The organism is Paracoccus sp. ME4, from assembly GCF_046736325.1.
Taxonomy (GTDB): domain Bacteria; phylum Pseudomonadota; class Alphaproteobacteria; order Rhodobacterales; family Rhodobacteraceae; genus Paracoccus.
Genome location: NZ_CP151276.1, coordinates 1,395,779 through 1,418,868 on the forward strand (window position 1 = coordinate 1,395,779; position 23,090 = coordinate 1,418,868).

General features: G+C 68.6%; 22 protein-coding genes. 11 read left to right on the forward strand and 11 right to left on the reverse strand.

Translation table 11 applies throughout. The annotated features are described in order from the left end of the window. Positions 1-24 precede the first annotated feature (24 nt). Together AACG61_RS07185 and dacB are read left to right on the forward strand one after the other, a co-directional pair. Positions 25-615: a nicotinate-nucleotide adenylyltransferase gene (locus AACG61_RS07185; RefSeq protein WP_411839317.1), complete on the forward strand. Its 591-nt coding sequence runs from the start codon at positions 25-27 to the stop codon at positions 613-615. Continuing rightward, on the forward strand, positions 612-1,985 hold the full coding sequence (gene dacB / locus AACG61_RS07190) for a D-alanyl-D-alanine carboxypeptidase/D-alanyl-D-alanine-endopeptidase (RefSeq protein ID WP_411839318.1): 1,374 nt from the start codon (positions 612-614) through the stop codon (positions 1,983-1,985). The genes AACG61_RS07185 and dacB overlap by 4 nt, the downstream gene beginning before the upstream one ends. Positions 1,986-1,991: 6 nt before the next feature. On the opposite strand, the gene AACG61_RS07195 is transcribed toward dacB, so the two are convergent. After that, entirely contained in the window at positions 1,992-2,414 is a 423-nt protein-coding gene (locus AACG61_RS07195) for a tellurite resistance TerB family protein (RefSeq protein WP_411839319.1), read from the reverse strand. An 88-nt stretch (positions 2,415-2,502) separates the two neighbouring features. Between AACG61_RS07195 and AACG61_RS07200 the strand changes: the two genes are divergently transcribed. The 4 genes from AACG61_RS07200 (at position 2,503) to AACG61_RS07215 (ending at position 10,701) form a co-directional block, all read left to right on the forward strand. Beyond that, entirely contained in the window at positions 2,503-4,089 is a 1,587-nt protein-coding gene (locus AACG61_RS07200; RefSeq protein WP_411839320.1) for a lysine--tRNA ligase, read from the forward strand. A 147-nt stretch (positions 4,090-4,236) separates the two neighbouring features. Next, positions 4,237-6,531: a glycosyl hydrolase family 28-related protein gene (locus tag AACG61_RS07205; RefSeq protein WP_411839321.1), complete on the forward strand. Its 2,295-nt coding sequence runs from the start codon at positions 4,237-4,239 to the stop codon at positions 6,529-6,531. Positions 6,532-6,754: 223 nt separating this feature from the next. Beyond that, positions 6,755-8,707, forward strand: coding sequence for an acetate--CoA ligase (gene acs, locus AACG61_RS07210; RefSeq protein ID WP_411839322.1), 1,953 nt, complete (start codon positions 6,755-6,757; stop codon positions 8,705-8,707). A gap of 203 nt (positions 8,708-8,910) precedes the next feature. Beyond that, positions 8,911-10,701 carry an MFS transporter gene (locus AACG61_RS07215; protein ID WP_411839323.1) on the forward strand — a complete coding sequence of 597 codons (1,791 nt, stop codon included), beginning with the start codon at positions 8,911-8,913 and terminating at the stop codon, positions 10,699-10,701. Positions 10,702-10,720: 19 nt separating this feature from the next. Here the strand turns inward: AACG61_RS07215 and AACG61_RS07220 are convergent, their stop codons facing one another. Beyond that, positions 10,721-11,011 carry a hypothetical protein gene (locus AACG61_RS07220; protein ID WP_411839324.1) on the reverse strand — a complete coding sequence of 97 codons (291 nt, stop codon included), beginning with the start codon at positions 11,009-11,011 and terminating at the stop codon, positions 10,721-10,723. Positions 11,012-11,108: 97 nt separating this feature from the next. On the opposite strand from AACG61_RS07220, the gene AACG61_RS07225 reads away from it, so the two are divergent. Continuing rightward, positions 11,109-11,471 (forward strand): response regulator transcription factor, encoded by a 363-nt coding sequence (locus AACG61_RS07225; protein ID WP_411839325.1) that lies wholly within the window; start codon positions 11,109-11,111, stop codon positions 11,469-11,471. A gap of 4 nt (positions 11,472-11,475) precedes the next feature. On the opposite strand, the gene AACG61_RS07230 is transcribed toward AACG61_RS07225, so the two are convergent. The 4 genes from AACG61_RS07230 to trpA all read right to left on the reverse strand — a co-directional run bounded on the left by AACG61_RS07230 (position 11,476) and on the right by trpA (position 14,125). Beyond that, the gene (locus tag AACG61_RS07230) at positions 11,476-12,219 is read right to left on the reverse strand and encodes a TerB family tellurite resistance protein (protein WP_411839326.1); all 744 of its coding nucleotides are present in this window, start codon (positions 12,217-12,219) and stop codon (positions 11,476-11,478) included. 63 nt (positions 12,220-12,282) lie between these two features. Next, positions 12,283-12,774 (reverse strand): N-acetyltransferase family protein, encoded by a 492-nt coding sequence (locus AACG61_RS07235; protein ID WP_411839327.1) that lies wholly within the window; start codon positions 12,772-12,774, stop codon positions 12,283-12,285. Then, positions 12,771-13,331: a VOC family protein gene (locus AACG61_RS07240; protein ID WP_411839328.1), complete on the reverse strand. Its 561-nt coding sequence runs from the start codon at positions 13,329-13,331 to the stop codon at positions 12,771-12,773. The genes AACG61_RS07235 and AACG61_RS07240 overlap by 4 nt, the downstream gene beginning before the upstream one ends. Then, on the reverse strand, positions 13,328-14,125 hold the full coding sequence (trpA, locus tag AACG61_RS07245; protein ID WP_411839329.1) for a tryptophan synthase subunit alpha: 798 nt from the start codon (positions 14,123-14,125) through the stop codon (positions 13,328-13,330). The genes AACG61_RS07240 and trpA overlap by 4 nt, the downstream gene beginning before the upstream one ends. 145 nt (positions 14,126-14,270) lie before the next feature. Here trpA and ychF point away from each other — a divergent pair, with 145 nt between their 5' ends. Beyond that, entirely contained in the window at positions 14,271-15,368 is a 1,098-nt protein-coding gene (ychF, locus tag AACG61_RS07250) for a redox-regulated ATPase YchF (RefSeq protein ID WP_411839330.1), read from the forward strand. 36 nt (positions 15,369-15,404) lie between these two features. Here ychF and AACG61_RS07255 read toward each other — a convergent pair whose 3' ends face one another. From AACG61_RS07255 to AACG61_RS07270, 4 genes are all read right to left on the reverse strand, one after another. Continuing rightward, positions 15,405-16,415 (reverse strand): cytochrome d ubiquinol oxidase subunit II, encoded by a 1,011-nt coding sequence (locus tag AACG61_RS07255; protein WP_411839331.1) that lies wholly within the window; start codon positions 16,413-16,415, stop codon positions 15,405-15,407. A gap of 3 nt (positions 16,416-16,418) precedes the next feature. Further along, positions 16,419-17,804, reverse strand: a complete 1,386-nt coding sequence (locus AACG61_RS07260) for a cytochrome ubiquinol oxidase subunit I (RefSeq protein ID WP_411839332.1) — start codon at positions 17,802-17,804, stop codon at positions 16,419-16,421. Between the two features lie 3 nt (positions 17,805-17,807). Further along, complete coding sequence (locus AACG61_RS07265; protein ID WP_411839333.1) at positions 17,808-18,371, reverse strand: GbsR/MarR family transcriptional regulator; 564 nt, start codon at positions 18,369-18,371, stop codon at positions 17,808-17,810. Between the two features lie 191 nt (positions 18,372-18,562). Then, the gene (locus tag AACG61_RS07270; RefSeq protein ID WP_411839334.1) at positions 18,563-20,239 is read right to left on the reverse strand and encodes a serine hydrolase; all 1,677 of its coding nucleotides are present in this window, start codon (positions 20,237-20,239) and stop codon (positions 18,563-18,565) included. Between the two features lie 273 nt (positions 20,240-20,512). On the opposite strand from AACG61_RS07270, the gene clpS reads away from it, so the two are divergent. From clpS to AACG61_RS07285, 3 genes are read left to right on the forward strand one after another with little or no spacing between them, the layout of a single operon-like run. Continuing rightward, positions 20,513-20,842, forward strand: coding sequence for an ATP-dependent Clp protease adapter ClpS (clpS, locus tag AACG61_RS07275; protein WP_411839335.1), 330 nt, complete (start codon positions 20,513-20,515; stop codon positions 20,840-20,842). A 4-nt stretch (positions 20,843-20,846) separates the two neighbouring features. After that, positions 20,847-21,848 carry a class I SAM-dependent methyltransferase gene (locus tag AACG61_RS07280; protein WP_411839336.1) on the forward strand — a complete coding sequence of 334 codons (1,002 nt, stop codon included), beginning with the start codon at positions 20,847-20,849 and terminating at the stop codon, positions 21,846-21,848. After that, positions 21,845-22,651, forward strand: coding sequence for an SDR family NAD(P)-dependent oxidoreductase (locus tag AACG61_RS07285; protein WP_411839337.1), 807 nt, complete (start codon positions 21,845-21,847; stop codon positions 22,649-22,651). The genes AACG61_RS07280 and AACG61_RS07285 overlap by 4 nt, the downstream gene beginning before the upstream one ends. On the opposite strand, the gene AACG61_RS07290 is transcribed toward AACG61_RS07285, so the two are convergent. Continuing rightward, the gene (locus tag AACG61_RS07290) at positions 22,648-23,064 is read right to left on the reverse strand and encodes a hypothetical protein (protein ID WP_411839338.1); all 417 of its coding nucleotides are present in this window, start codon (positions 23,062-23,064) and stop codon (positions 22,648-22,650) included. The two genes, AACG61_RS07285 and AACG61_RS07290, sit on opposite strands and share 4 nt — an antisense overlap. Between the last annotated feature and the right edge of the window lie 26 nt (positions 23,065-23,090).

Consider the following 23,090-nt stretch of genomic DNA (forward strand, 5'->3'; position numbering starts at 1 on the left):
GCAGGGATGCGCTAATCGGGCGCCATGCGGACGGGCTTTCCCATCGCGCGGCCTGGCCAGCGCATCGGTCTTCTGGGCGGGTCCTTCGATCCCGCCCATGACGGCCACCTTCTGATCAGCCGTGTCGCGCTGACGCGCCTGCGCCTGGATCGGGTGTGGTGGCTGGTCTCTCCCGGAAATCCCCTCAAGACGCACGGCCCCGCGCCGCTGGACCATCGCATGGCCACGGCCCGGCATGTCGCCACCGATCCGCGCATCGTGGTCACCGACATCGAGGCGCGGCTTGGCCTGCGCCGGACGGTCGACACGCTGGCCGCGCTGCGCCGTCTCTATCCCGACATCCGCTTCGTCTGGCTGATGGGGTCCGACAATCTGGTGCAGTTTCATCATTGGGACCGCTGGCCGCGGATCGCCGCGACGGTGCCGATGGCCGTCATGGCCCGCCCCGGATCGCGCCTTGCGGCACGGCGATCGGTCGCGGCGGGAGTGCTGGAACGCGCGCGCCTGCCCGAATGGCGCGCGGCGCTGCTGCCGGACCATCCCGCCCCCGCCTGGACGCTGCTGAACCTGCCCATGTCGGCGCAATCATCGACCCTGCTGCGGGGGCGGGCATGACCGCGCTGACCCGCAGGCAGGCCCTCGCCATGACGCTGGCCGCCTTGGCCGCGCCCGGTCTGGCCGCAGGGCAGGGGCTGGACCGCCGTCCCCTGCCGCGTCCCGCGCCCGATCCCCGCGACATCCTGGCCCGTGCGGCGCTGCCCGGTCGGGTGGCCTGGGCGCTGTCCGACGGCCTGGAGCCGCTGTCGCTGCGGCAGGGGGCGGTGCCGCTGGCCCCGGCCAGCACGATGAAGTCGATCACCGCGCTTTACGCATTGGACCGGCTTGGCCCCGCGCACCGCTTCTCCACCCGGGTGATCCGCGATGGCGACACGCTGATCCTGGCGGGCGGGGGGGACCCGGTCCTGTCCACCGACGACCTGGCGCGGCTGGCGCAACAATTGGCGGACATGAAGACCGCTCCGCCCACCCGCTTCATGGTCTGGGAGGGCGCGCTGCCGACGCTGGCCGAGATCGCGGACGAGCAATCGGACCATCTGCCCTACAATCCCGCCGTCTCTGGGATGATCCTGAACTTCAACCGCGTGCATCTGGGCTGGAGCCGCGTCGGCGTCGACTATCAGCTGAGCGTCGAGGCGCGTGCCGCCGCGAACAGCCCGCGGGCCTACAGCATCACCGCGATGCCGGGCGATCATGCCGATCTGTTCACCTATCGCCACGACGAGGATCGCGAATACTGGACCGTCGCCCGCAGCGCGATGGGCCGCTCGGGCAGCCGCTGGCTGCCGGTGCGCCTGCCCGCGGTCTATGCGGGGGACGTGTTCCAGACGCTGTGCCGCGCGCGCGGTCTGGTGCTGCCGGCGCCCACCGTCGCGCAGCGCGCGCCGCAGGGTCAGGTGCTGGCCCAGCATGACAGCCCGCCGCTGAGCGAGCTGGTGCGCGACATGCTGCGCTGGTCCACCAACATCACGGCTGAGGTGCTGGGCCTGCAGGCCAGCGGCGCGAAGGACCTGCCGGCCTCGGCCGAGGCGATGCGGCTGTGGCTGGGCGGTCTGGGGCAGGGGATGCGGCTGGCCGACCATTCCGGCCTGTCCGAGGACAGCCGCATCTCGGCCTTCGCGATGACGCGCATCCTTTCGGGTCCGGGGCGCGAGCTGAACCTGTCGCCGCTGCTGCGCGCCGATCCGCTGGAGACCGGGGCGGCGGTCGCGGCCAAGACGGGAACGCTGAACTTCGTGTCGAACCTGGCGGGCTATGTGCGCGGACCGTCGGGGCGCGAGGCGGCCTTTGCGATCTTCTGCGCCGATCCGGCGCGTCGCGCGACCAGCATCGGGCAGGAGATGCCCGACGGCGTCGCGACCTGGACGCAGGCGGCGAAGGGCCTTCAGGCCGACCTGCTGACCGCCTTTGCAGCCCGGCTGGCCTGACGCGGGCTAGAGCGTCATGTGCCGCACGCGGGCCGACAGCTCGATCGCGGCGGCATGCAGGCGGCTGATGTTCAGCTGATCGCGAATCTCGGCCAGCATCACCACCTCCCCCTCATAGAGGCGGCCGTCGGCGGCGCCCACGTCGCAGGCCAGCGCATAGGCGGTCTCGTAGAGCTTCTCGGGCAGCGCGTCGCGGATCAGGCCGAACAGCGCGTCCACGCCGTCCTCCTCCTCGAACAGCGTCATCACGGTCTGGCTGATCGGGCGGATGCGGTCGTCGTCATAGGCGGCGAAGACCGGCGCGTGATCCACCATGCGCTGGATCGCCACCAGTTCGGCCGTGCGGATCGTGCTGTCCGAACAGGACACCGCCACCATCACCGCGACCAGCGCGTCGCAGGGGGACAGGGAAGGCAGGTCGATGGTCATGGGGCTCTCCGATTGGGTCAGGCGCAAATTATTGACGATGCACGACGCTTTCAATAAGCCATCCGGACCCATCACAGGAGAACCCATCATGACCACCCTGCGCGATGCCGCGATGACCTCGAAGGCCTGGCCGTTCGAAGAGGCACGCCGGGTGCTCAAACGCTATGAGAAGGCGCCGCCCGAAAAGGGGTACGTCCTGTTCGAGACGGGCTACGGCCCCTCGGGCCTGCCGCATATCGGCACCTTCGGCGAGGTGGCGCGCACCACGATGATCCGCCGGGCCTTCCAGGAGCTCAGCGACATCCCGACCCGGCTGATCTGCTTCTCGGACGACCTGGACGGCATGCGCAAGGTGCCCGAGAACGTCCCGAACCAGGACATGCTGAAGGGCCACCTGCAGTTGCCGCTGACCTCGGTGCCCGACCCGTTCGAGCAGTTCGACAGCTTCGGCGATCACAACAACGCCATGCTGCGCCGCTTTCTGGACACGTTCGGCTTCGACTACGAATTCGTCAGCGCGACGGAATTCTATCGCTCGGGCCAGTTCGACGCCGTGCTGCTGCGCGCGGCAGAGAAGTACGACGAGATCATGGAGGTCATGCTGGCATCCCTGCGCGAGGAGCGTCAGCAGACCTATTCCTGCTTCCTGCCGATCAGCCCCAAGACGGGCCGCGTGCTGTATGTGCCGATCAAGCATGTCGATGCCAAGGCCGGCACGATCACCTTCGACGAGGACGGCGAGGAGATCACCCTGCCGGTCACCGGCGGCAACGTGAAGCTGCAGTGGAAGCCCGATTTCGGCGCCCGTTGGGCCGCGCTGGACGTCGATTTCGAGATGTACGGCAAGGATCACAGCACCAACACGCCCATCTATGACCGCATCTGCGAGATCCTGGGCGGGCGCAAGCCCGAGCATTTCACCTACGAGTTGTTCCTGGACCAGCACGGCCAGAAGATCAGCAAGTCCAAGGGCAACGGCCTGTCGATCGACGAATGGCTGACCTATGCCTCGACCGAGAGCCTGTCTTATTTCATGTACCTGAAGCCCAAGACGGCCAAGCGCATGTATTTCGACGTGATCCCCAAGGCGGTGGACGAATACCACCAGCAGCTGCGCGCCTTCCCCGACCAGACGCCCGAACAGCAGGCCGCCAACCCGGTCTGGCACATCCATGGCGGCAACGTTCCGGCCTCCGACATGGTAGTGCCGTTCCAGATGCTGCTGAACCTGGCATCGGTCGCGGGGGCCACCGGCAAGGAGGGGCTCTGGGGCTTCATCCGCCGCTATGCCCCGGAGGCCAGCCCCGAGACCCATCCCGGCCTGGACCAGGCGGCGGGCTTTGCGCTGCGCTACTTCACCGATTTCGTCGCCCCGACCCGCGCTTTCCGCGCTCCCACGGACGTGGAGCGTGCCGCGATGCAGGATCTGGCCGACCGGCTGGCCGCGTGGGATCAGCCCGCCGACCCGGAGGCGCTGCAATCCATGGTCTTCGCGGTGGGCAAGGATCACGGCTTCGAGCCGCTGCGCGACTGGTTCGCGGCCCTCTATCAGGTGCTGCTGGGCGCCGATCAGGGGCCGCGCTTCGGCGGCTTCATCGCGCTTTACGGCGTGGACGAGACCCGCGGACTGATCGCGGATGCGCTGGCCGGCAAGCTGACCGCGGCCCAGGGCTGACAGGCGCGATCCCCGGCGCCGTTGCGCCGGGGGGCGTTGCGGCGCGCGCCCGGTTCAGGCGGCGTTAACCTTTCATCAACTATTCCTTTCCGCATCACGGCGGGCTTTGCGGGGCCTGCCTTTCATGCCGATACGGAGGGATGACCGATGAACATTGCGATCACCAACGGGCTGCTGCTGTCGCCGCCCGCCTTCAGGGCGGGCCTGGGCGTCTGGTCGCGCACCGATGGCAGTTCGGGCAGCCCCACCTGGGATCAGGCGGCCAACGCGTCGCTGGTGCCGGCGGACCAGGATTTCGGCGCCTGCCTGGAGATCGTCAAGCAGCAGACAACGACCAGCATCCGCTTCATGGGCGAGACGCCGATGATCCCCGGCGTCTATCTGCGCGTCTCGGCACGGGTCAAGATCGTGGCGGGCGCGCTGGCCAGCGTGCGCATCGCGGGGCGCGCGGGCGACGGGTCGCGCAACACCGTGCCGGGCCTGGTCACCACCGGCACGACGGTCGCGCTGCGCAACTATGGAGAGGTGGTCGAGGTCAGCGCCATCGTCGGCATCGGCAACCGCGCGGGCGTGGACATGCCCTGGGGCACGGTCCCGATCTTCGGCAATTTCGGCCTGGACCTGGTGGGGGCCAATGGCGGGGCGTTCCGCATCGAATCGATCCGCATCGACGACGTGACGGCGGCTTTCGTGCCGTCGCTGCTGGACTGGGTGGACGTGCGCGACTTCGGCGCGCGCGGCGACGGGGTCACGAACGACCGCGCGGCGTTCCTCGCCGCCGATCAGGCGGCGGCGGGACGCTCGATCGTGGTACCGGCCGGGACCTTCTTCGTGTCGGGCGATCTGTCGATCAACAGCCGCATCCGGTTCCAGGGCCGCCTGGTGACGCCCGCCGCGACGCGTGTGTCATTCCTGCGCAGCTTCGATTTTCCCACCTATGCGGACGCCTTCGGCGACGAGACGCTTGGCCTGAAGAAGGCGCTGCAGGCGCTTCTGGGCTATACCGACCACATCTCGCTGGACCTCTGCGGGCGGCGGGTCGACTTGGACGAGCCGATCCTGCTGGCGCAGGTCGCGCCCACGCTGGAGGGGTTCTCGAACCGCCGCGTGATCCAGAACGGCGCAATCCAGGCCAAGCCCGGCCCGGCCTGGACCACCGGCCGCACCAGCAGCAGCGCGACCTACAACCCCGCGCAGGCCATGATGCTGAGCAACGTGGCCAACGTCGCCGCCATCGAGATCGGCAGCCGCGTCGTGGGCAGCGGCGTCGGCCGCGAGGTCTACGTGAACGGCAAGAACGTCGCCAACGGCACGCTGAGCCTGTCGCAGCCGCTCTACGGCGGGGCGGGCACGCGGGTCTACTCGTTCGAGCGCTATCGCTATCTGCTGGACTTCGCGGGGGTGAGCGAGCTGAGCCGCCTGAACTTCCACAAGGTCGATTTCGGCTGCGACCGGGTCGCCAGCGGGGTGATGCTGCCGCCCAAGGGCGAGATGATCCAGTTCAGCGACTGCTATTTCACGCGCCCGCTGGACCGGGGCATCACGTCGATCGGCCGCGGCTGCCAGGACCTGCTGGTCGACAACTGCCAGTTCCTGTCCAACGACATGGACCTGCCCGCCCAGCAGCGCACCACGGTGGCGATCAACGTGAACGCCAACGACATCAAAGTCCGCAGCAACCGTTTCGTCCGTTTCGCGCATTTCATGGTCGCGAACGGGGGCGGTCACATCATCAGCGGCAACCACTGGTTCCAGGGCGACGGCTCGGGCGAGGGGCTGCGCTATGCGGGGCTGGTGCTGACCCAGCCCAACGTGCAGACCACCGTGTCGGGCAACTATGTCGACAACGCCTCGATCGAGTGGACGAACGAGCACAGCGCGGTGCCGAACTTCACCGGGTCCGAGTTCAGCTTCGGCGGGCTGACCCTGACGGGCAACACCTTCCTGTGTTCGAACACCGTGCCGTGGTTCACCTGGATCACCATCAAGCCCTATGGCACCGGCCATTTCGTCCACGGGCTGAATGTGGTCGGCAATGTCTTCAAGGCGCTGTTCGCCAATGTCGAGCGGATCGACCGGGTGGACACCTCGATCGCCGACCTGAACTACAACAACATGCGCAACATCCAGTTCGAGGCGAACACCTTCAACGGCATCAACACCTATGTGTCGAACCCGCTGATGGTCCAGATCACCCAGAACAGCGTCTCGTCCAGTTGGACCTCGGTGGCGCTGACCGGTCTGCCGTTCCAGGCCTGGGCCAAGTCGGTCCAGTCGGTGGTGACCGAGACCAGCCTGCTGACCGCCGGCGGCGACCGCGTCGATGCCAGCCCCACCGTCCAGGTCGAGTTCGGGACCGCCCGGCGACAGATCCGGCTGAACTGGGCGCAGGCCCTGCGCGGGCGGGTCTGCGTCTATGCGCGCATGGACCGACCGCAGTAGCGCCCACGTCACGCGCATTGGCCGGGCCGGGTGATCCCCGTCCCGGCCCATGCGGCATTCTGTCAATCGTTGACAGGATGCGCAGCGTATCCGTCAATTTGTTTACAAAATTATCGTTATAAAAAAATGGTTTAACTTTGATTGCGGCATGTGATTAACATTCTCTCAAAGGCTGATCGCCCCGCTCGGGCGCTTCGGCGACGACGATGACAAGGGGGATGTCATGACCGCTGAAAACATTCGGAAACACGCAATTCCTGCGGGTCTGGAGAATGCCCATGCGGGACCGGGCGACTATGCGCGGCTCTATGACGAATCGCTGGCCGATCCCGAGGCGTTCTGGGCGCGCGAGGGTCGCAGGCTGGACTGGATCACGCCCTACACCCGCGTGAAGAACACCGACTTCACCCTGGGTCAGGTCAGCATCAAGTGGTTCGAGAACGGGGTGCTGAACGCCTCGGTCAACTGCGTCGACCGCCACCTGGCCACCCGCGCCGACCAGACCGCAATCATCTTCGAGCCGGACGATCCGCAGACGCCCGCCCAGCACATCACCTATGCCCAGCTCTCCGAGAAGGTGAACCGCTTTGCCAACGTCCTGCTGAGCCAGGGCGTGATGCGCGGCGACCGCGTGGTGATCTATCTGCCGATGATCCCCGAGGCCGCCTATGCGATGCTGGCCTGCGCGCGGATCGGCGCGATCCATTCCATCGTCTTTGCGGGGTTCTCGCCCGACGCGCTGGCCAACCGCATCAACGATTGCGGCGCCAAGGTGCTGATCACCGCCGACACCGCGCCGCGCGGCGGCCGCCGGACCGCGCTGAAGTCCAATGCGGACGCGGCGCTGCTGCACTGTTCGGACAAGGTGCGCTGCCTGGTGGTCAAGCATACCGGCGACCAGACCACCTGGATCGACGGGCGCGACATCGACGTCAAGGCGCAGATGGAGCAGGTGGCCCCCGACTGTCCGCCCCGTCCGATGGGCGCGGAGGACCCGCTGTTCATCCTCTACACCTCCGGATCGACCGGCAAGCCCAAGGGGGTCGTGCACACGACCGGCGGCTATCTGGTCTATGCGGCGATGACGCATCAGTACACCTTCGACTATCACGACGGCGACGTCTTCTGGTGCACGGCGGATGTGGGCTGGGTCACGGGCCACAGCTACATCATCTATGGCCCGCTGGCCAACGGCGCGACCACGGTGATGTTCGAGGGCGTGCCGACCTGGCCCGATGCCGGCCGCTTCTGGGAGGTCTGCGCCAAGCACAAGGTCACCCAGTTCTACACCGCGCCCACCGCGATCCGCTCGCTGATGGCCAAGGGCCCCGAGCCGGTCGAGGCGCATGACCTGTCCTCGCTGCGCATCCTGGGCACCGTCGGAGAGCCGATCAACCCCGAGGCCTGGAACTGGTACAACGAGCATGTCGGCAAGGGGCGCTGTCCCATCGTCGACACCTGGTGGCAGACCGAGACCGGCGGCCACCTGATCACGCCGCTGCCGGGCGCGATCGAGACGAAGCCCGGATCGGCCACGCTGCCCTTCTTCGGGGTGCGCCCGGTGATCCTGGACGCGGCCACGGCCGAGGTGCAGCAGGGCGACCCGGCCGAGGGGGTGCTGTGCATCGCCGACAGCTGGCCCGGCCAGATGCGCACGCTGTGGGGCGATCATGCCCGCTTCGAGGAGGCCTATTTCCAGCAGTATCCCGGATACTACTTCACCGGGGACGGCTGCCGGCGGGACGAGGACGGCTATTACTGGATCACCGGCCGGGTCGATGACGTCATCAACGTCAGCGGCCACCGCCTCGGCACGGCCGAGGTCGAATCCGCGCTGGTCGCCCATGAGAAGGTCGCCGAGGCCGCGGTAGTGGGCTATCCGCACCCGATGAAGGGGCAGGGCATCTATGCCTATGTCACCCTGATGAACGGGGTCGAGCCCTCCGAGGAGCTGCGCGCCGACCTTGAGAAATGGGTCCGCACCGAGATCGGCCCCATCGCCAAGCCGGACCTGATCCAATGGGCGCCCGGCCTGCCCAAGACCCGATCGGGCAAGATCATGCGGCGCATCCTGCGCAAGATCGCCGAGAACGACCACGCGACCCTGGGCGACACCTCGACCCTGGCGGAACCCGAGGTCGTGGACGAACTGATCGCCAACCGCATGAACGCCTGAGGATTTCGTCCCGGCGCGCGACCTGCGCCGGGACGCAACCCGCGGCCGCATGGTCCTGGAGGAGGGATCGGCCGCGGGACGACCGCCGCGGGGGCCCAAGGCCCCCCGGCGCAACGACAAGAGGATGCGATGCCGGCCCCGCGCCCGCATCGTTGATCTGACCCAGCACGGGCCAAGCCCGGCACCACAGGAGGAGGAGGCCTATGGCCGACATCACAACGAACGCCGTCGAACGCGCTCGTCCCATGACCAGGGAGGAGAAGAAGGTCATCCTGGCGTCATCCGCCGGCACGATCTTCGAATGGTACGACTTCTATCTCTACGGCTCGCTGGCCTCGATCATCGGCGCGCAGTTCTTCACCGCGTTCCCGGAATCGACGCGCAACGTCTTCGCGCTGCTGGCCTTCGCGGCGGGCTTCCTGGTGCGTCCCTTCGGTGCGCTGGTCTTCGGCGCCCTGGGCGACCTGATCGGCCGGAAATACACCTTCCTCGCGACGATCCTGATCATGGGCGTCTCGACCTTCATCGTGGGCCTGCTGCCCGGCTATCAGAGCTGGGGCATCGCCGCGCCCATCATCCTGATCGTGCTGCGCATGCTGCAGGGCCTGGCGCTTGGCGGCGAATACGGCGGCGCGGCCGTCTATGTGGCCGAACACGCGCCGCAGGGCCAGCGGGGCTACTTCACCTCGTTCATCCAGACCACGGCGACCATCGGCCTGCTTCTGTCGCTGATCGTGATCCTGATGGTGACCTCCTATGTCAACGGCAACTACCCGCCGGTGCCGCAGGTCAACCTGGACGGATCGCCCATGCTGGACGCGACCGGTGCGCAGGTCATGCTGGAGCCGTTCCGGGCCTGGGGCTGGCGGATCCCGTTCCTGGGGTCGATCTTCCTGCTGCTGATCTCGCTCTACATCCGCCTGTCGATGAACGAATCGCCGGCCTTCAAGAAGATGAAGGAAGAGGGCGCCCAGTCCAAGGCACCGCTGCGCGAGGCCTTCGGCAACTGGAAGAACGGCAAGATCGCCCTGATCGCGCTGTTCGGCCTGACGGCGGGCCAGGCGGTCGTGTGGTATTCGGGACAGTTCTACGCGCTGTTCTTCATCCAGAACGTCGTCAAGGTCGATCAGTTCAGCGCGAACGTCTTCGTCGCCTGGTCGCTGATCCTGGGCACCGCGGGCTTCATCATCTTCGGCCGCCTGTCCGACCGCATCGGCCGCAAGCCGATCATCCTGGCGGGCTGCGCGCTGGCGGCGGCGACCTACATGTTCGTCTTCCCGCTGCTGACCAAGGTCGCGAACCCGGTCCTGTCGGCGGCCCAGCAGACCGTCGTGACCGTCACCGCCGATCCCGCCGACTGCTCGTTCCAGTTCAACCCGGTCGGCACGGCCAAGTTCAACAACAGCTGCGACATCGTGAAGGCGCTGCTGTCGCGGTCCTCGGTCAACTCGACCACGGTCGATGCGGCCGCGGGGTCGGTCGCGACCGTCCAGGTCGGCGACACGCTGATCAACGGCTATGACGGCAACACCCTGACGGGCGAGGCCCTGGCCTCCGAGAAGGCCCGCTTCGAGAGCGAGATCAACGCCGCCCTGACCCAGGCCGGCTATCCCCTGGTTCCGGGCGAGAACACCAGCGTCGCCCGCGCCGACCACTTCTTCGACATCTTCAATGCGCAGAACATCTCGATCGTGCTGATCCTGACCTATCTGATCGTGCTGGTCACGATGGTCTACGGCCCGATCGCCGCGCAGCTTGTCGAGCTCTACCCGACCCGGATCCGCTATTCGGGCCTGTCGCTGCCCTATCACATCGGCAACGGCTGGTTCGGGGGCCTGCTGCCCGCGACCGCCTTCGCGATCTCGGCGCAGACCGGCAACATCTATGCGGGCCTGTGGTATGCCATCGTCATCGCGGTGATGACGGTGATCATCGGGACGCTGTTCGTGCCCTCGAACAGCCACAAGCGCGACATCTTCGACGACCGCACCTGACCGACGGGCCGGGCCGGGGTCAGCCCCGGCCCGCACCCAGCGCCGAACGGAGGACCCCGGCCACGGCCAGGGCCACCGCCACGAAGACCAGGTTGACGCCGATCCCGGTCGCGATCTGCAGCCAGATCGGCGCCGCCACCGTCCCGCCCTGCGTCAGGGGCACGATCACGGCGACGAACAGGACACCCGCCGCCAGAGGCAGCACCGTTCCCGTCGCGGCTCGCGTGCGGAACATTGTCACCACCAGCGCCACGATCAGGCCGATGCGGAACACGTCCGTCGCCTGCGCCTGTATCAGTTCGGTCACCATCGCCCCATGTCTCCCTGCTCATGCGTCCCGATCGGACGCGACCTTAGCAACCCTGTCGACGGCGTCCAGCGCCGCGACCCGCCCGCAGGAGGCCCCCATGGCCGACATCCTGGTCATCGAGGACGAGGACAACATCGCCGTCGCGCTGGATTTCCTGCTGACCCGCGACGGGCATCGCCCCGCCCGCATCGCCACCGGCCGCGGCGCGGTGGAACGCATACGCCGCACCCGGCCCGATCTGGTCCTGCTGGACGTGATGCTGCCCGAGGTCTCGGGCTATCAGATCATGGAGGATCTGCGCGCCGATCCCGACCTGGCCCATGTGCGGGTGCTGATGATGACCGCGCGCGGCTCGGTGCTGGAGCGGCGCAAGGGGCTGGCGCTCGGGGCGGACGGGTTCGTGGCCAAACCCTTCGAACTTGCCGAACTCAGGGCCGAGATGGCGCGGCTGCTGGCCTGACGGATCAGGCGGCGCCCATCTGCAGGCTCTGCGCGTGGCGCAGGCGATAGCTTTCCCAGGCCTCGTTCAGGCGGCGCGTGCGCGCCTCGGCCAGGCGGATAGCCTCGGGGGGCAGGCCGCGGCCGATGGCGTGGTCGGGATGGTTTTCGCGCAGCAGCTGGCGCCAGCGGCGCTTGACCTCGGGCAGGGGCGTGTCGGGGGCCACGCCCAGCACCTCGCAGGGCGGACAGTCCGCGCCCCGGTCGTGGCGGCGCCGGATCGCGGCGATCTGCTGGGGCGCCAGTCCGAAGATGCGGCCGACCTCGTCCAGGAAGGCGATCTCGGCGGGCTGCAGCGCGCCGTCGGCCACCGCGATGACGAACAGCCCCTCCATCACGTCCAGCAGGACCGGGTCGCCGGGGCGGAACATGGACGCTATCTTGCGCGCCCAGGCATCGAAACCAGCCACATCCTGACGCGCGAGGTCGAAGACGCGGGCGGCGTTGCGCTCCTCCGACCGGGGGATGATGAAGACCCGGCGGAAGGCCGCGACCTCGGACCGGGCGACGGTCCCGTCCACCTTGGCCAGCTTCGCGCCAAGCGCGATGACCGCGATGGTGAAGGCCACCGACCGCTCGCCCGGCGTGGCCGGGCGCGAGGTCCACAGAAAGGCCACGATTCGGTCGGCCATGCGCTGCCAGAAGCTGCGGGGCCTGGGCAGGGCGGGGCAGGGTCCGGTGCAGGTGTCGGGCGTGGTGCAGCAATCCATGCGACAAAGGTTAGCGCCGAAACAGGACCGGCGATAGGGGCGCTTTGCCCCAGGGCTCGCCTCTCAGATCGAAAGGTCGCGTCCCATCAGCACAAGATCGTGAAAGTGCCCGAATTTCCAGCCCGCCGCCGGGATGCGGCCCCATTGGGCATAGCCCATCGCGGCGTGAAAGGCGACCGACGCGGTGTTCGACCCGGTGATGCCGCCGATCAGCAGGCGATGGCCGCGCGCGCGGGCGTGATCCTCCAGCCCGCGCAGCAGGACGCGCCCCTGTCCGCGCCCGCGCGCCTCGGGCGCCAGATAGATGGTGTGCTCCTGGCTGCGGGCATAGCCCGCGCCGCCGCGGAACTGGGCATAGGTGCCGAAGCCCGCGATGCCCCCGTCCTCCAGCACCAGGAAGGCCTGGCCCGCCGCCTGCCGTTCGACGACGATGGCGGCAATCTGGTCGTGGCTGCGTTCGGTGGGCCAGAAGGTGATGGTCGTGTCGCGCACGATCGGGTTCCAGATCGCGGCGATGGCCGGCACGTCGCCCGGCATGGCGTCGCGCAGGATCACAGCACGACCGTCCCGTCCGGACCCTGCAGCGTCAGGCTCATCGGCGTGCCCGCCCCGGTCAGCATCAGGCGGCGGTCGTCCAGCTCCAGCCGTTCCAGCGGCAGCGTCAGGCGCGTCATCCGCCAGCCCCGGTCGGGCAGCCGGTCGGAGGGGTGCGGCCCGCCGCCCCAATCGATCCGCATGGGCTGCGCACCGTCGCGGGGCATCTGTCCCGCCAGCGGCAGGGTGATGCGCCAGGACAGATCGCCCCGCCGCGCCTGCACGGTGCGCGTGCCCGCAGGCGCCTCCAGCGGATCGGCGCGCATGACCCAGCCCGCCAGGCGCGGCGGGCCGTCGAACCCGTCCAGCCCGAACCAGCAGGGCCGGAAATCGCCCTCGGGATCGGGCGCGATCAGTTCCAGATACTCGCCTGGACCAAGCGACATCAGGCGGTTATGCGTGCCCATGCCCGGATGGCGGCCGCCCGGCTCGAAGGTCAGGCCGCGTTCGGCCAGCCAGGCCGCGCCTTCCTCCAGGCTGCGGGCGGCGATGGCCGCATGGTCGAAGGCCAGCCTCACCCGCGATGCGCCCCGGCGGCCAGGTCGCGGACGAAGTCCAGAATTTCGGGGACGGGGCGGCCCTCGCCGATCAGCTTGACGATGGCACTGCCCACGACGCAGCCATCCGCGACCGAGGCGATGGCCTGCGCGGCCTCGGGCGTCGAGATGCCGAAGCCCACGACGACCGGCAGGCCCGCGGCCGCGCGGATGCGGGCGACCTCGGGGGCCACGTCGGCGGCATTGGCGGCGGCGGCGCCGGTGATGCCGGTGACGCTAACGTAATAGACGAAGCCCGTCGTGTTCGCCACGACCGCGGGCAGGCGGCGGTCATCGGTGGTGGGCGTCGCCAGGCGGATGAAGTTCAGCCCCGCGGCGGTCGCCGGCACGCACAGCTCGGCATCCTCCTCGGGGGGCAGGTCCACGACGATCAGCCCGTCCACCCCCGCCGCGACCGCGTCAGTCAGGAACCGCTCGACCCCGCCCTGCCGCGCATAGATCGGATTGTAGTATCCCATCAGCACGATGGGCGTCGTGGCATCCCCCTCGCGGAACGCGCGCACCATGTCCAGCGTGCGCGTCACGCTGCCGCCCTGGGCCAGGGCGCGCTGGCCCGCGGCCTGGATCGTGCCGCCATCGGCCATCGGGTCGGTGAAGGGCATGCCCAGCTCGATGATGTCCACGCCCGCCTCGGGCAGGCCGCGCATGATCTGCAGGGCGGTGGCGTCGTCGGGGTCGGATGCCATCATGTAGGCCACGAAGGCCTTCCTGCCCTGCGCCTTGAGTGCCGCAAACCTGTCGTCGATTCTGGTCATGTCCGCCCCTGCATTTCGTGGGCTAATCCCTAACCCGCATGGGGGGGTGTGTGCAATCACCGGGCGGGGGCGCGGGCCGAGGCTGGACTTGGACGCGCCGGGCGCGTAACAGGCGCGGGATATTCTGACGGGAAAGGGTGCTGTCATGGGCTTTCGCATGGGGATCGTGGGCTTGCCCAATGTCGGCAAGTCGACGCTGTTCAACGCGCTGACGAAGACGGCCGCGGCGCAGGCGGCGAACTTTCCGTTCTGCACGATCGAGCCGAACGTGGGCGAGGTCGCGGTGCCCGATCCGCGGCTGGACGCCCTGGCGGCCATCGCGGCCAGCAAGCAGATCATCCCGACGCGCATCACCTTCGTCGACATCGCGGGTCTGGTGAAGGGCGCCAGCAAGGGCGAGGGCCTGGGCAACCAGTTCCTGGCCAACATCCGCGAGACGGACGCCATCGCCCATGTGCTGCGCTGCTTCGAGGATGGCGACATCACCCATGTCGAGGGCCGTGTCGATCCGCTGGCCGATGCCGAGGTGATCGAGACCGAGCTGATGATCGCCGACATGGAATCGATCGAGCGTCGCCTGGCCAACCTGTCGCGCAAGCTGAAGGGCGGCGACAAGGACGCGCTGGATCAGGACCGGCTGCTGCGTCAGGCGCTGGCCGCGCTGGAGGCGGGGCGGCCCGCCCGCACCGTCGCGGTGGCCGATGACGACCGCCGGGTCTGGGACATGCTGCAGCTGCTGACGGCGAAACCGGTGCTGTTCGTCTGCAACGTCGCCGAGGACGAGGCCGCGAACGGCAACGCCCTGTCCGAGAAGGTCCGCGAGATGGCCGAGGCGCAGGGCGCGGGCCATGTGGTCATTTCGGCCCGGATCGAGGAGGAGATCAGCCAGCTTGACGCCGAGGAGGCGGAGATGTTCCTCTCGGAGATGGGGCTGGAGGAGCCGGGCCTGGACCGGCTGATCCGCGCCGGATACGCGCTGCTGGGCCTTCAGACCTATTTCACCGTGGGCCCCAAGGAGGCGCGCGCCTGGACCATCACCAGGGGCACTCTGGCCCCGCAGGCGGCCGGCGTCATCCATGGCGATTTCGAGAAGGGGTTCATCCGGGCCGAGACCATCGCCTATGACGACTACATCGCGGGCAAGGGCGAGGCCGGGGCGCGCGAGGCCGGCAAGCTGCGCGTCGAGGGCAAGACCTACGAGGTTAAGGACGGCGACGTCCTGCACTTCCTGTTCAACGGCTGACGGGAGAGGGCGGGCCGGGCGGCCCGCCTTCGTCCTTCAGTAATAGGTCAGGTCGGTCGCCTTGCCGCGGAAGACCGTGTAGGCCAGCACCGAATAGGCGATGATGACCGGCAGGACGATCAGCGCGCCCACCAGGATGATGGTCAGCGCCTCGGGCGCGGCGGCGGCCTCATAGATCGTCATCCGCTCGGGCACGACATAGGGATAGAAGCTGTAGGCCAGCCCCCCGAAGGCCAGGACGAACAGCGTCGTGGTCAGGGCGAAGGGCGTCCAGGCCATGCGGTCGTCCTGCATCGGCAGGGCGTGCAGGACGCGCCACAGCGTGACGATCAGCACCGCCGACAGGATCGGCAGGGGGGCCAGGATCGCGACCTCCGGCCAGCTGAACCACCTGTCCCAGATGCGCGCGCTGACAAGGGGCGATGCGGCGGATATCGCGGCGATGCCCGCCACCAGACCCCAGATGCCGCGACGAGCCCAGAGGATCGCCTTGGCCTGCAGGATGCCCTCGGCCTTGCCGATCAGCCAGGTCGCGCCGATGACGCTGAACCCCACCGTCAGGAACACCGCCGTCAGCAGCGCGAAGGCGATGTTGGCCCAGCTGGCCTGCAGCCCCGTGACATACATTCCCAGCATGAAGCCCTGCGCCAGGGTCGAGGCCAGGCTGCCCGCGAAGAACGCCCGGTTCCACGCGGAGCGGTGCCGGGTCGGGGCCTTGGCGCGGAACTCGAACGCGACGCCGCGCAGGATCAGGCCGATCAGCATGACCGTCACCGGCAGGTAAAGCGCGGTCAGGATCACCCCGTGCGCCACCGGGAAGGCCACCAGCAGCAGGCCGATGGCCAGAACCAGCCAGGTCTCGTTCGCGTCCCAGAAGGGACCGATCGAGGCGACCATGCGGTCGCGCTCGGACGGGGTGGCGAAGGGGAACAGCAGGCCCACCCCCAGGTCGAAGCCGTCCAGGACGACATAGATCAGGATGGAGAGGCCCATCAGCATCGCGAAGACGAAGGGCAGCCAGATGAACGGATCACCGAAGAGGTGCATGATCTACTCCGCAAGTTGCAGGGCGCGCACGCCCGCGTCGGGGGTGGGCAGGTCGGGGGTCAGCGGATCGTGGCGCGCGGCGCGGCGCGCCATATAGGTCAGCGTGCCCATATAGGCCGCCATCAGGACCGCATAGACCAGAAGGTAGGCGACCAGGCTGGAGGCGACCATGCCGCCGTTGACCGGGCCGACCGCCTCCTTGGTGGTCAGGACGCCCGTGACCAGCCAGGGCTGACGCCCGATCTCGGTCACGTACCAGCCCGCAAGCGTGGCGATCCAGCCCGAGAAGCCCATCGCGACGAAGGCATGGATCCAAGGGCGCGGCAGGCCTTCGACCCCGCGGCCGCGGCGCATGAACCACAGGGCCGACCAGGACAGGGCCAGCATCGCCATGCCCATGCCCACCATGATCCGGAAGCTGAAGAAGACAGGGGCCACGGGCGGGTGTTCGGGGGTGCCGTCGGCGGCCACGAAATCGTTCAGGCCCGGCACCTCGCCGTCCAGGCTGTGCGTCAGGACCAGGGATGCGACGTTGGGGATGGCGATCTCCATCCGGTTCTCGCGCGCCTCCTGATCGGGCAGGGCAAAGAGGACCAGCGGCACGTTGCCCTGCGTCTCCCAGTTGCCCTCCATCGCGGCGACCTTGGCGGGCTGGTGTTCCAGCGTGTTCAGGCCGTGCATGTCGCCGGCATAGATCTGCAGCGGGATCAGCGCCGCGCCAAGCGTCGCGCCGAAGCGCAGCGTGGCCCGCACCTCGGCCCCCCGGTCGCCCCAGATCCAGCGCAGTGCCGAGATGCCCGCGATGAGGAAGGCCACCGTCAGCCCCGAGGCCAGCAGCATGTGCGTCAGGCGGTAGGGCAGCGACGGGTTGAAGATGATCGCCATCCAGTCGGTCGCGTGGACCACGCCGTCGATCACCTCATAGCCCGCGGGCGTGTGCATCCAGCTGTTCAGGACCAGGATCCAGAAGGCCGACAGCGTGGTGCCGAACGCCACCAGGAAGGTCGCGGTCGTGTGCAGCCAGCCCGGCACGCGGCGAAAGCCGAAGAGCATGATGCCCAGGAAGGCGGCCTCGAGGAAGAAGGCGGTCAGCACCTCATAGGCCAGCAGCGGCCCGGCGATGTTGCCGACGCTTTCCATGAAGCCGGGCCAGTTGGTGCCGAACTGGAAGGACATGGTGATGCCCGACACGACGCCGAGCGCGAAGGACAGGGCAAATACCTTCACCCAGAAGCGATAGGCGTCCATCCATTTCTCGTCGCCCGTGCGGTTGAAGCGCAGCTTGAGGAACAGCAGCACCCAGCCAAGCGCGATCGTGATGGTCGGGAACAGGATGTGGAACGAGATGTTCGCGGCGAATTGAATCCGCGACAGGATCAGCGGGTCCATGGCTCAGCCTTTCTTGTCGGTTCTGCGACGGATCGGGATCAGCTTGCCCGCCCCGTCGACCAGGCGCCCGAGGCGGGCGCCCATGTTCATCAGCGCGATCAGGCGCTCGGTCTCGAAGCGGGCCAGATCGTCGTGAAAGCGGGTCATCTGCTCGATCAGCTCGCGCAGCTCGGCGATGCGGGCATGGGCGGCGCGGTCGGACGGGTCCGGCTCGGCCATCGACAGCTCGCGCAGCTTGGTCAGGGTCGGGTCGATCTCACGCTTGCGGCGCTCATCGACCAGGGTGCGCACGATCTCCCAGAGGTCGTCCGGCGTGGTGAAGAATTCGCGGCGGTCGTCGGGGCGATGCTTGAGCCGGACCAGGTTCCAGCTCTGCAGTTCCTTGAGCGCCATCGACACGTTCGAGCGCGAGAAGCCGAGGGCGCCCACGATGTCGTCCGCGCAGAGCGGCGCATCCGCCAGGAACAGCAGGGCATAGACCTGACCGACGGTGCGGTTGATGCCCCATCGCGACCCCATTTCGCCGAAATGAAGGATGAAGTCCTGACGCAGACCCGAGAGTGACATTCGCGTGTTCCCGTAATTTCAGAAATTTCTGAAATCAATGTATCGCGGATGCGGGATGCCGGGATCAGGCGTGATGTCGCAGGGTGGATGGGGAGAGGGCGGTGCCGGGCGGGGACGGTGATGATGCGGAGGCTGTCCTCGGGAACGCATGCAGCCGCGCCCGGATGGGGCGCGGCTGTGGGCGGGCAGGGTCAGTTGCCGATGACGGAGCAGGGTTGCGAGCGGCTGCGCATGCGTTCGCAGGCCAGTTCGGCATGGCCCTTGCTGAGGTTGCCGAAGCGCGGCTCGAACCCGCGATTGGTGTTGGCGACCTGGCGCGAGGCCGCGCCGAACAGGTTGCCGTCCTGCAGCGCCAAGCCCAGCAGCAGGCGGTCGGCCTCGGTCTGCGACGTATAGGTGCCAAGCGACACGCCCCAGTTGCGGCCGCTGTCGGTGGGGCGGCGCACCACCTCCAGCGGTTCGGGGCCGCCCAGGTCGCCCTCGCCCATGGCGGCGAGGATCACCGTCTCGGACCGGGGCTTGGGTGCGGCGGAACTGCCAAGCGACAGGGTGCCCGCCTCGGCCCGGGCCTGCGGTTCGGCCGCCGGGGCGGGTTCGGGCTGCGCGACGGCGGCGACGCTGGCCGAGCGGCGCGGCGAGGGGGCGGGGCGTGCCGATCCGGCCAGGGCCGAGGCCGCGAGGCTGGCCTGTGCCGCGACCGGCGCATCGGAGGCCACCGCATTCGCCACGGCTTCGGCCACCGCCTGCGCGGTCGGCGCCGCGCTGCCGGGACGGGCGCGCGGGCGCGCGCTGCTGGCCAGCGCGACGCCGGGGGCCACGGGCGCCGTGGCACCGGCGCGGCGCAGCGCCTCGGTTAGATCGACGGGGGCTGCGGGCGCGGCGGCGGCGACCAGGCTGGAGGCGGCCGCAGGACGGGTCGCGGGCGGGGGCGATGCCTGCAGCACCAGCCGCTGCGGTTCGGCCTGCGTCGCGGCGGGGCTGGGGGCGACCTGCGCGCGGCGGGTCGTGGCCTGCACCAGCATGCGCGGCTGGCTGGGCCGCACCTCGCGCACGCGGTCGGGAATGCGGGTGAAGCTGCTGTCCAGCAGTTCGGCCATGACCTGGTTGCGATGCGCGGTCGAGGTTCCGCCGAAGACCGTGGCGATCAGCCGCTTGTTGCCGCGCTGTGCCGAGGCGGTCAGGTTGAAGCCCGCGGCGCGCGTATAGCCGGTCTTGATCCCGTCCGCGCCCTGATAGGCGTCGAGGAAGCGGCGGTTCGTCGAGGAGACCTGCGCGATGCCCGCATCGGCCGAGCGGCGCGAGAAGAGGTTATAGTACTGCGGAAAGTCGTAGAACAGATGCCGGCCCAGCACGCTCATGTCATGCGCGGTCGAGAAGTGCCCCTCGGTCGTCAGGCCGTGCGCGTTGCGGAACTGGCTGTTGTTCATCCCCAGGGCGCGGGCCATCTGGGTCATCTGCTGGGTGAAGGCCTCCTCCGACCCGGCCAGACCCTCGCCGATGGCGGTGGCGGCGTCATTGGCCGACTTGATCGCCGCGGCGCGCAGCAGATAGCGCAGTTCGATCTGCTGACCGGCGCGCAGACCCAGCTTGGAGGGCGGTTCGTTCGCGGCCTTGCTGGACACGGTGAAGCGCGAATCCAGCCGCACCTGCCCCCGTTCGATGGCCGAGAACGCCATGTAGAGCGTCATCATCTTGGTCAGCGAGGCCGGGTGCAGCCGCGTGTCCGAGTTCTGGCGGTAGATGGGCTGACCGGTCCGGGCGTCCATCACATAGGCCGCGAAGGGCGCGGCCGCGACCGGAAGGGCCAGAAGGACCACGGCCAGGACGGCATGACACGTCAGCCGGAAGGCGTTCACGATTGGGATCACTGTCGCTGTCTCTCTGCCTCAAGCGGACATGTCGTTGATCGCATGCCCGTCGTTAATGAACCGATAATAGCACGCGGTTTTTATCCTTGAAACCGGGCAATCGACTTTAATTCGACCTGATCCCGGCGCCGGTCCCGGCCTGCGGCGGATCGCGTCCCGGCGGGGGGCTTTCATCCGGGCCGGATTGCGCTATATTTCCAGGATCACGGGGCGCGCGCGGCGCGCCCCCGTCTCACCGCAGCATTCGCAGCATTCAGGAACGACCGCAGCCCGATGACGCACTGGATGACCGCACCCGACAATCCCGACGACCAGTCCGACCTTGCCGTCAAGCCGCGCGCCAAGTCGCAGCGGCCACCGATGTACAAGGTCCTGCTGCTGAACGACGACTTCACGCCGATGGAGTTCGTCGTGCACGTGCTGGAACGGCTGTTCCACATGACGCATGCCCAGGCCATCGAGATCATGCTGACCGTGCATCGGCGCGGCGTGGCGGTGGTGGGCGTCTTCTCTCACGAGGTGGCCGAGACCAAGGTCGCCCAGGTGATGGAGCTGGCCCGGCGTCAGCAGCATCCCCTGCAATGCACCATGGAAAAAGAGTAATCGCGTGACCCAATCACGACTGGACCTGGCCTTTCCGGACGGCCATCCCGGAGGCCGGGTGCTGTTCGTCGGCGCAACCGCTGCCGACCACCTGTTCCCGCTGGACCCCGCCCGACTGACGATCGTGCAGGGCCATGCCCCCGATCACGACGCGCTGGCCGAACGCGGCCTTACGGTGGCCCCCGCGGCCGACGGGCGCTTTGATCTGGCGATCGTGCGCCTGCCGCGGGCCAAGGCCGCGGCGCGTGCGCGCATGGCGCTGGCGGCCGACCATCTGCCCGAAGGCGGCACCCTCTGGGTGGACGGCCAGAAGACCGACGGCGTCGATTCGCTGCTGAAGGAGCTGCGCGGGCTGGCCCCGGTCGCGGACGTGATCAGCAAGGCTCATGGCAAGATCTTCCGCGTGACCCTGCCCGAGGGCGGGCTGCCCGCGGACTGGCGCGCCGAGGCCCGCGAGGTCGAGCCCGGTTTCCGCACGCTGCCCGGCGTCTTTTCGGCCGACGGGGTCGATCCCGGATCGCGGATGCTGGCGCAGCATCTGCCGCCCAAAATGCCGACGCGGGTCGTGGACCTGGGCGCGGGCTGGGGCTGGCTGTCGGCGCAGGCGCTGGCGCGTCCGGGCATCGCCGAGATCCACCTGGTCGAGGCCGATCACGCCGCGCTGGAATCCGCGCGGATGAACGTGACCGATCCGCGCGCCCGCTTTCACTGGGCGGACGCGCGCGGCTTCCGGCTGCGCGAGCCGGTGAACGGGGTCATCATGAACCCGCCCTTCCACGAGGGCCGTCAGGCCGATCCGCGCCTTGGCGCGGCCTTCATCGAGACCGCCGCCCGCATCCTGACCGGGGCGGGCCGCCTGTGGATGGTCGCCAACCGGCACCTTCCCTACGAGACCGTCCTGGCCCAGCATTTCGGGCAGGTCCACGAGATCGGCGGCGACACGCGCTTCAAGGTGATCGAGGCCACCGCCGCCGGCAAGGGCGCGGCCCGGGGGGCGCGGCGATGACGCTGTCGATCCAAGGCAAGACCGCCATCGTCACCGGGGCCGCGCGCGGCGTGGGCCTGGCCATCGCGCGCCATCTGGCCGAACGCGGGGCGCATGTGATGATGGCCGACAGCGACGAGGCCGCGCTGCAGTCGGTGATGGACGACTATGCCGACGACCAGACGCAGCTGCGCCATTTCGTGGGCAGCGTCTGCGAGCGGCTGGACATGGCGAACCTGCTCTCGGCGACGCTGGACGCCTTCGACCGGGTGGACATCCTGGTCAACGCCCACCGCTTCGTGCGGGGCAGCGATCCGCTGGACACCGACATGGACGCGCTGGAGGAGATGCTGCGCCAGAACATGCTGGCCGGTCTGCGCCTGTCGCAGATGGTCGCGAAACGCATGATCCGGCAGGCGGAGAATGACGCGGCCTCGGTCCAGAACGGCGCCATCGTGAACATCTCGACCCTTGCGGCGCGGCGGCCGATCCCGTCGATGCTGGGATATTCCATCGCCTGCGCGGCGCAGGAACAGGCGACGCGGGGGCTGGCCCTGGCCCTGGCGCCGCACCGCATCCGCGTGAACGGCGTCAGCTTCAGCAGCGTCATGTCGCATGAGCTGCAATGCGCACTGCGCGATCATCCCGAACAGCGCGCGCAGGTCATCGCGGGCACGCCCCTCGGCCGCATCGCCCCGGCGGACGAGCTTGCCGAGACGGTGCATTACCTGTGCAGCGACGGGGCGCGCTTCGTGACCGGTCAGATCATCACCGTGGACGGCGGGCGCAGCCTGGCCGATCCGGTGACCTCGCAGGTGCTCTAGGCCTCTTCGGGATAGGCGGCGCGGCAGGCCGAGACCGCGGCCTCCGCGCCGCGCGCCAGCGTCGCCTGACGGGCCTTCAGCCCGTCGCGCTTGCGGATCTCGGCGGCGGGGTCGATGGGCACGCGGTAGGATTCCGTGTCCACATAGTCGCGCCAGCAGCCATAGGTAGTGATCTGCGCCTTGCCGTCCTTGTCGCGGAACACCCGCTCGCATTGCGCGAACCGGCTTCGCACGACCTGACGCTCCTCCCAGGCATAGCCGCGCGACAGATTGCCCTCGACCTCGGCCAGAAGGGCGCTGACGGTGCGGTATTCGCTGGTGTTTCGGCTGATGCAGCGTTCCTGGGGCGTGCCGCAGGCGGCCAGCACCAGGGGCAGGGTCAGCGTCAGGGCAAGGGCGGTGTTGCGGCGCATGGCGGCTCTCTTTAGATGTCCGGGCA

Bases quoted from the DNA above. Each gene is read 5' to 3' on its own strand.
- AACG61_RS07220 (WP_411839324.1), bottom strand. From the start codon at position 11,011: ATGGTGACCGAACTGATACAGGCGCAGGCGACGGACGTGTTCCGCATC.
- acs (WP_411839322.1), top strand. From the start codon at position 6,755: ATGACCGCTGAAAACATTCGGAAACACGCAATTCCTGCGGGTCTGGAG.
- dacB (WP_411839318.1), top strand. From the start codon at position 612: ATGACCGCGCTGACCCGCAGGCAGGCCCTCGCCATGACGCTGGCCGCC.
- AACG61_RS07205 (WP_411839321.1), top strand. From the start codon at position 4,237: ATGAACATTGCGATCACCAACGGGCTGCTGCTGTCGCCGCCCGCCTTC.
- AACG61_RS07225 (WP_411839325.1), top strand. From the start codon at position 11,109: ATGGCCGACATCCTGGTCATCGAGGACGAGGACAACATCGCCGTCGCG.
- clpS (WP_411839335.1), top strand. From the start codon at position 20,513: ATGACGCACTGGATGACCGCACCCGACAATCCCGACGACCAGTCCGAC.
- trpA (WP_411839329.1), bottom strand. From the start codon at position 14,125: ATGACCAGAATCGACGACAGGTTTGCGGCACTCAAGGCGCAGGGCAGG.
- ychF (WP_411839330.1), top strand. From the start codon at position 14,271: ATGGGCTTTCGCATGGGGATCGTGGGCTTGCCCAATGTCGGCAAGTCG.
- AACG61_RS07215 (WP_411839323.1), top strand. From the start codon at position 8,911: ATGGCCGACATCACAACGAACGCCGTCGAACGCGCTCGTCCCATGACC.
- AACG61_RS07255 (WP_411839331.1), bottom strand. From the start codon at position 16,415: ATGCACCTCTTCGGTGATCCGTTCATCTGGCTGCCCTTCGTCTTCGCG.
- AACG61_RS07200 (WP_411839320.1), top strand. From the start codon at position 2,503: ATGACCACCCTGCGCGATGCCGCGATGACCTCGAAGGCCTGGCCGTTC.
- AACG61_RS07265 (WP_411839333.1), bottom strand. From the start codon at position 18,371: ATGTCACTCTCGGGTCTGCGTCAGGACTTCATCCTTCATTTCGGCGAA.
- AACG61_RS07285 (WP_411839337.1), top strand. From the start codon at position 21,845: ATGACGCTGTCGATCCAAGGCAAGACCGCCATCGTCACCGGGGCCGCG.
- AACG61_RS07290 (WP_411839338.1), bottom strand. From the start codon at position 23,064: ATGCGCCGCAACACCGCCCTTGCCCTGACGCTGACCCTGCCCCTGGTG.
- AACG61_RS07260 (WP_411839332.1), bottom strand. From the start codon at position 17,804: ATGGACCCGCTGATCCTGTCGCGGATTCAATTCGCCGCGAACATCTCG.
- AACG61_RS07195 (WP_411839319.1), bottom strand. From the start codon at position 2,414: ATGACCATCGACCTGCCTTCCCTGTCCCCCTGCGACGCGCTGGTCGCG.
- AACG61_RS07185 (WP_411839317.1), top strand. From the start codon at position 25: ATGCGGACGGGCTTTCCCATCGCGCGGCCTGGCCAGCGCATCGGTCTT.
- AACG61_RS07230 (WP_411839326.1), bottom strand. From the start codon at position 12,219: ATGGATTGCTGCACCACGCCCGACACCTGCACCGGACCCTGCCCCGCC.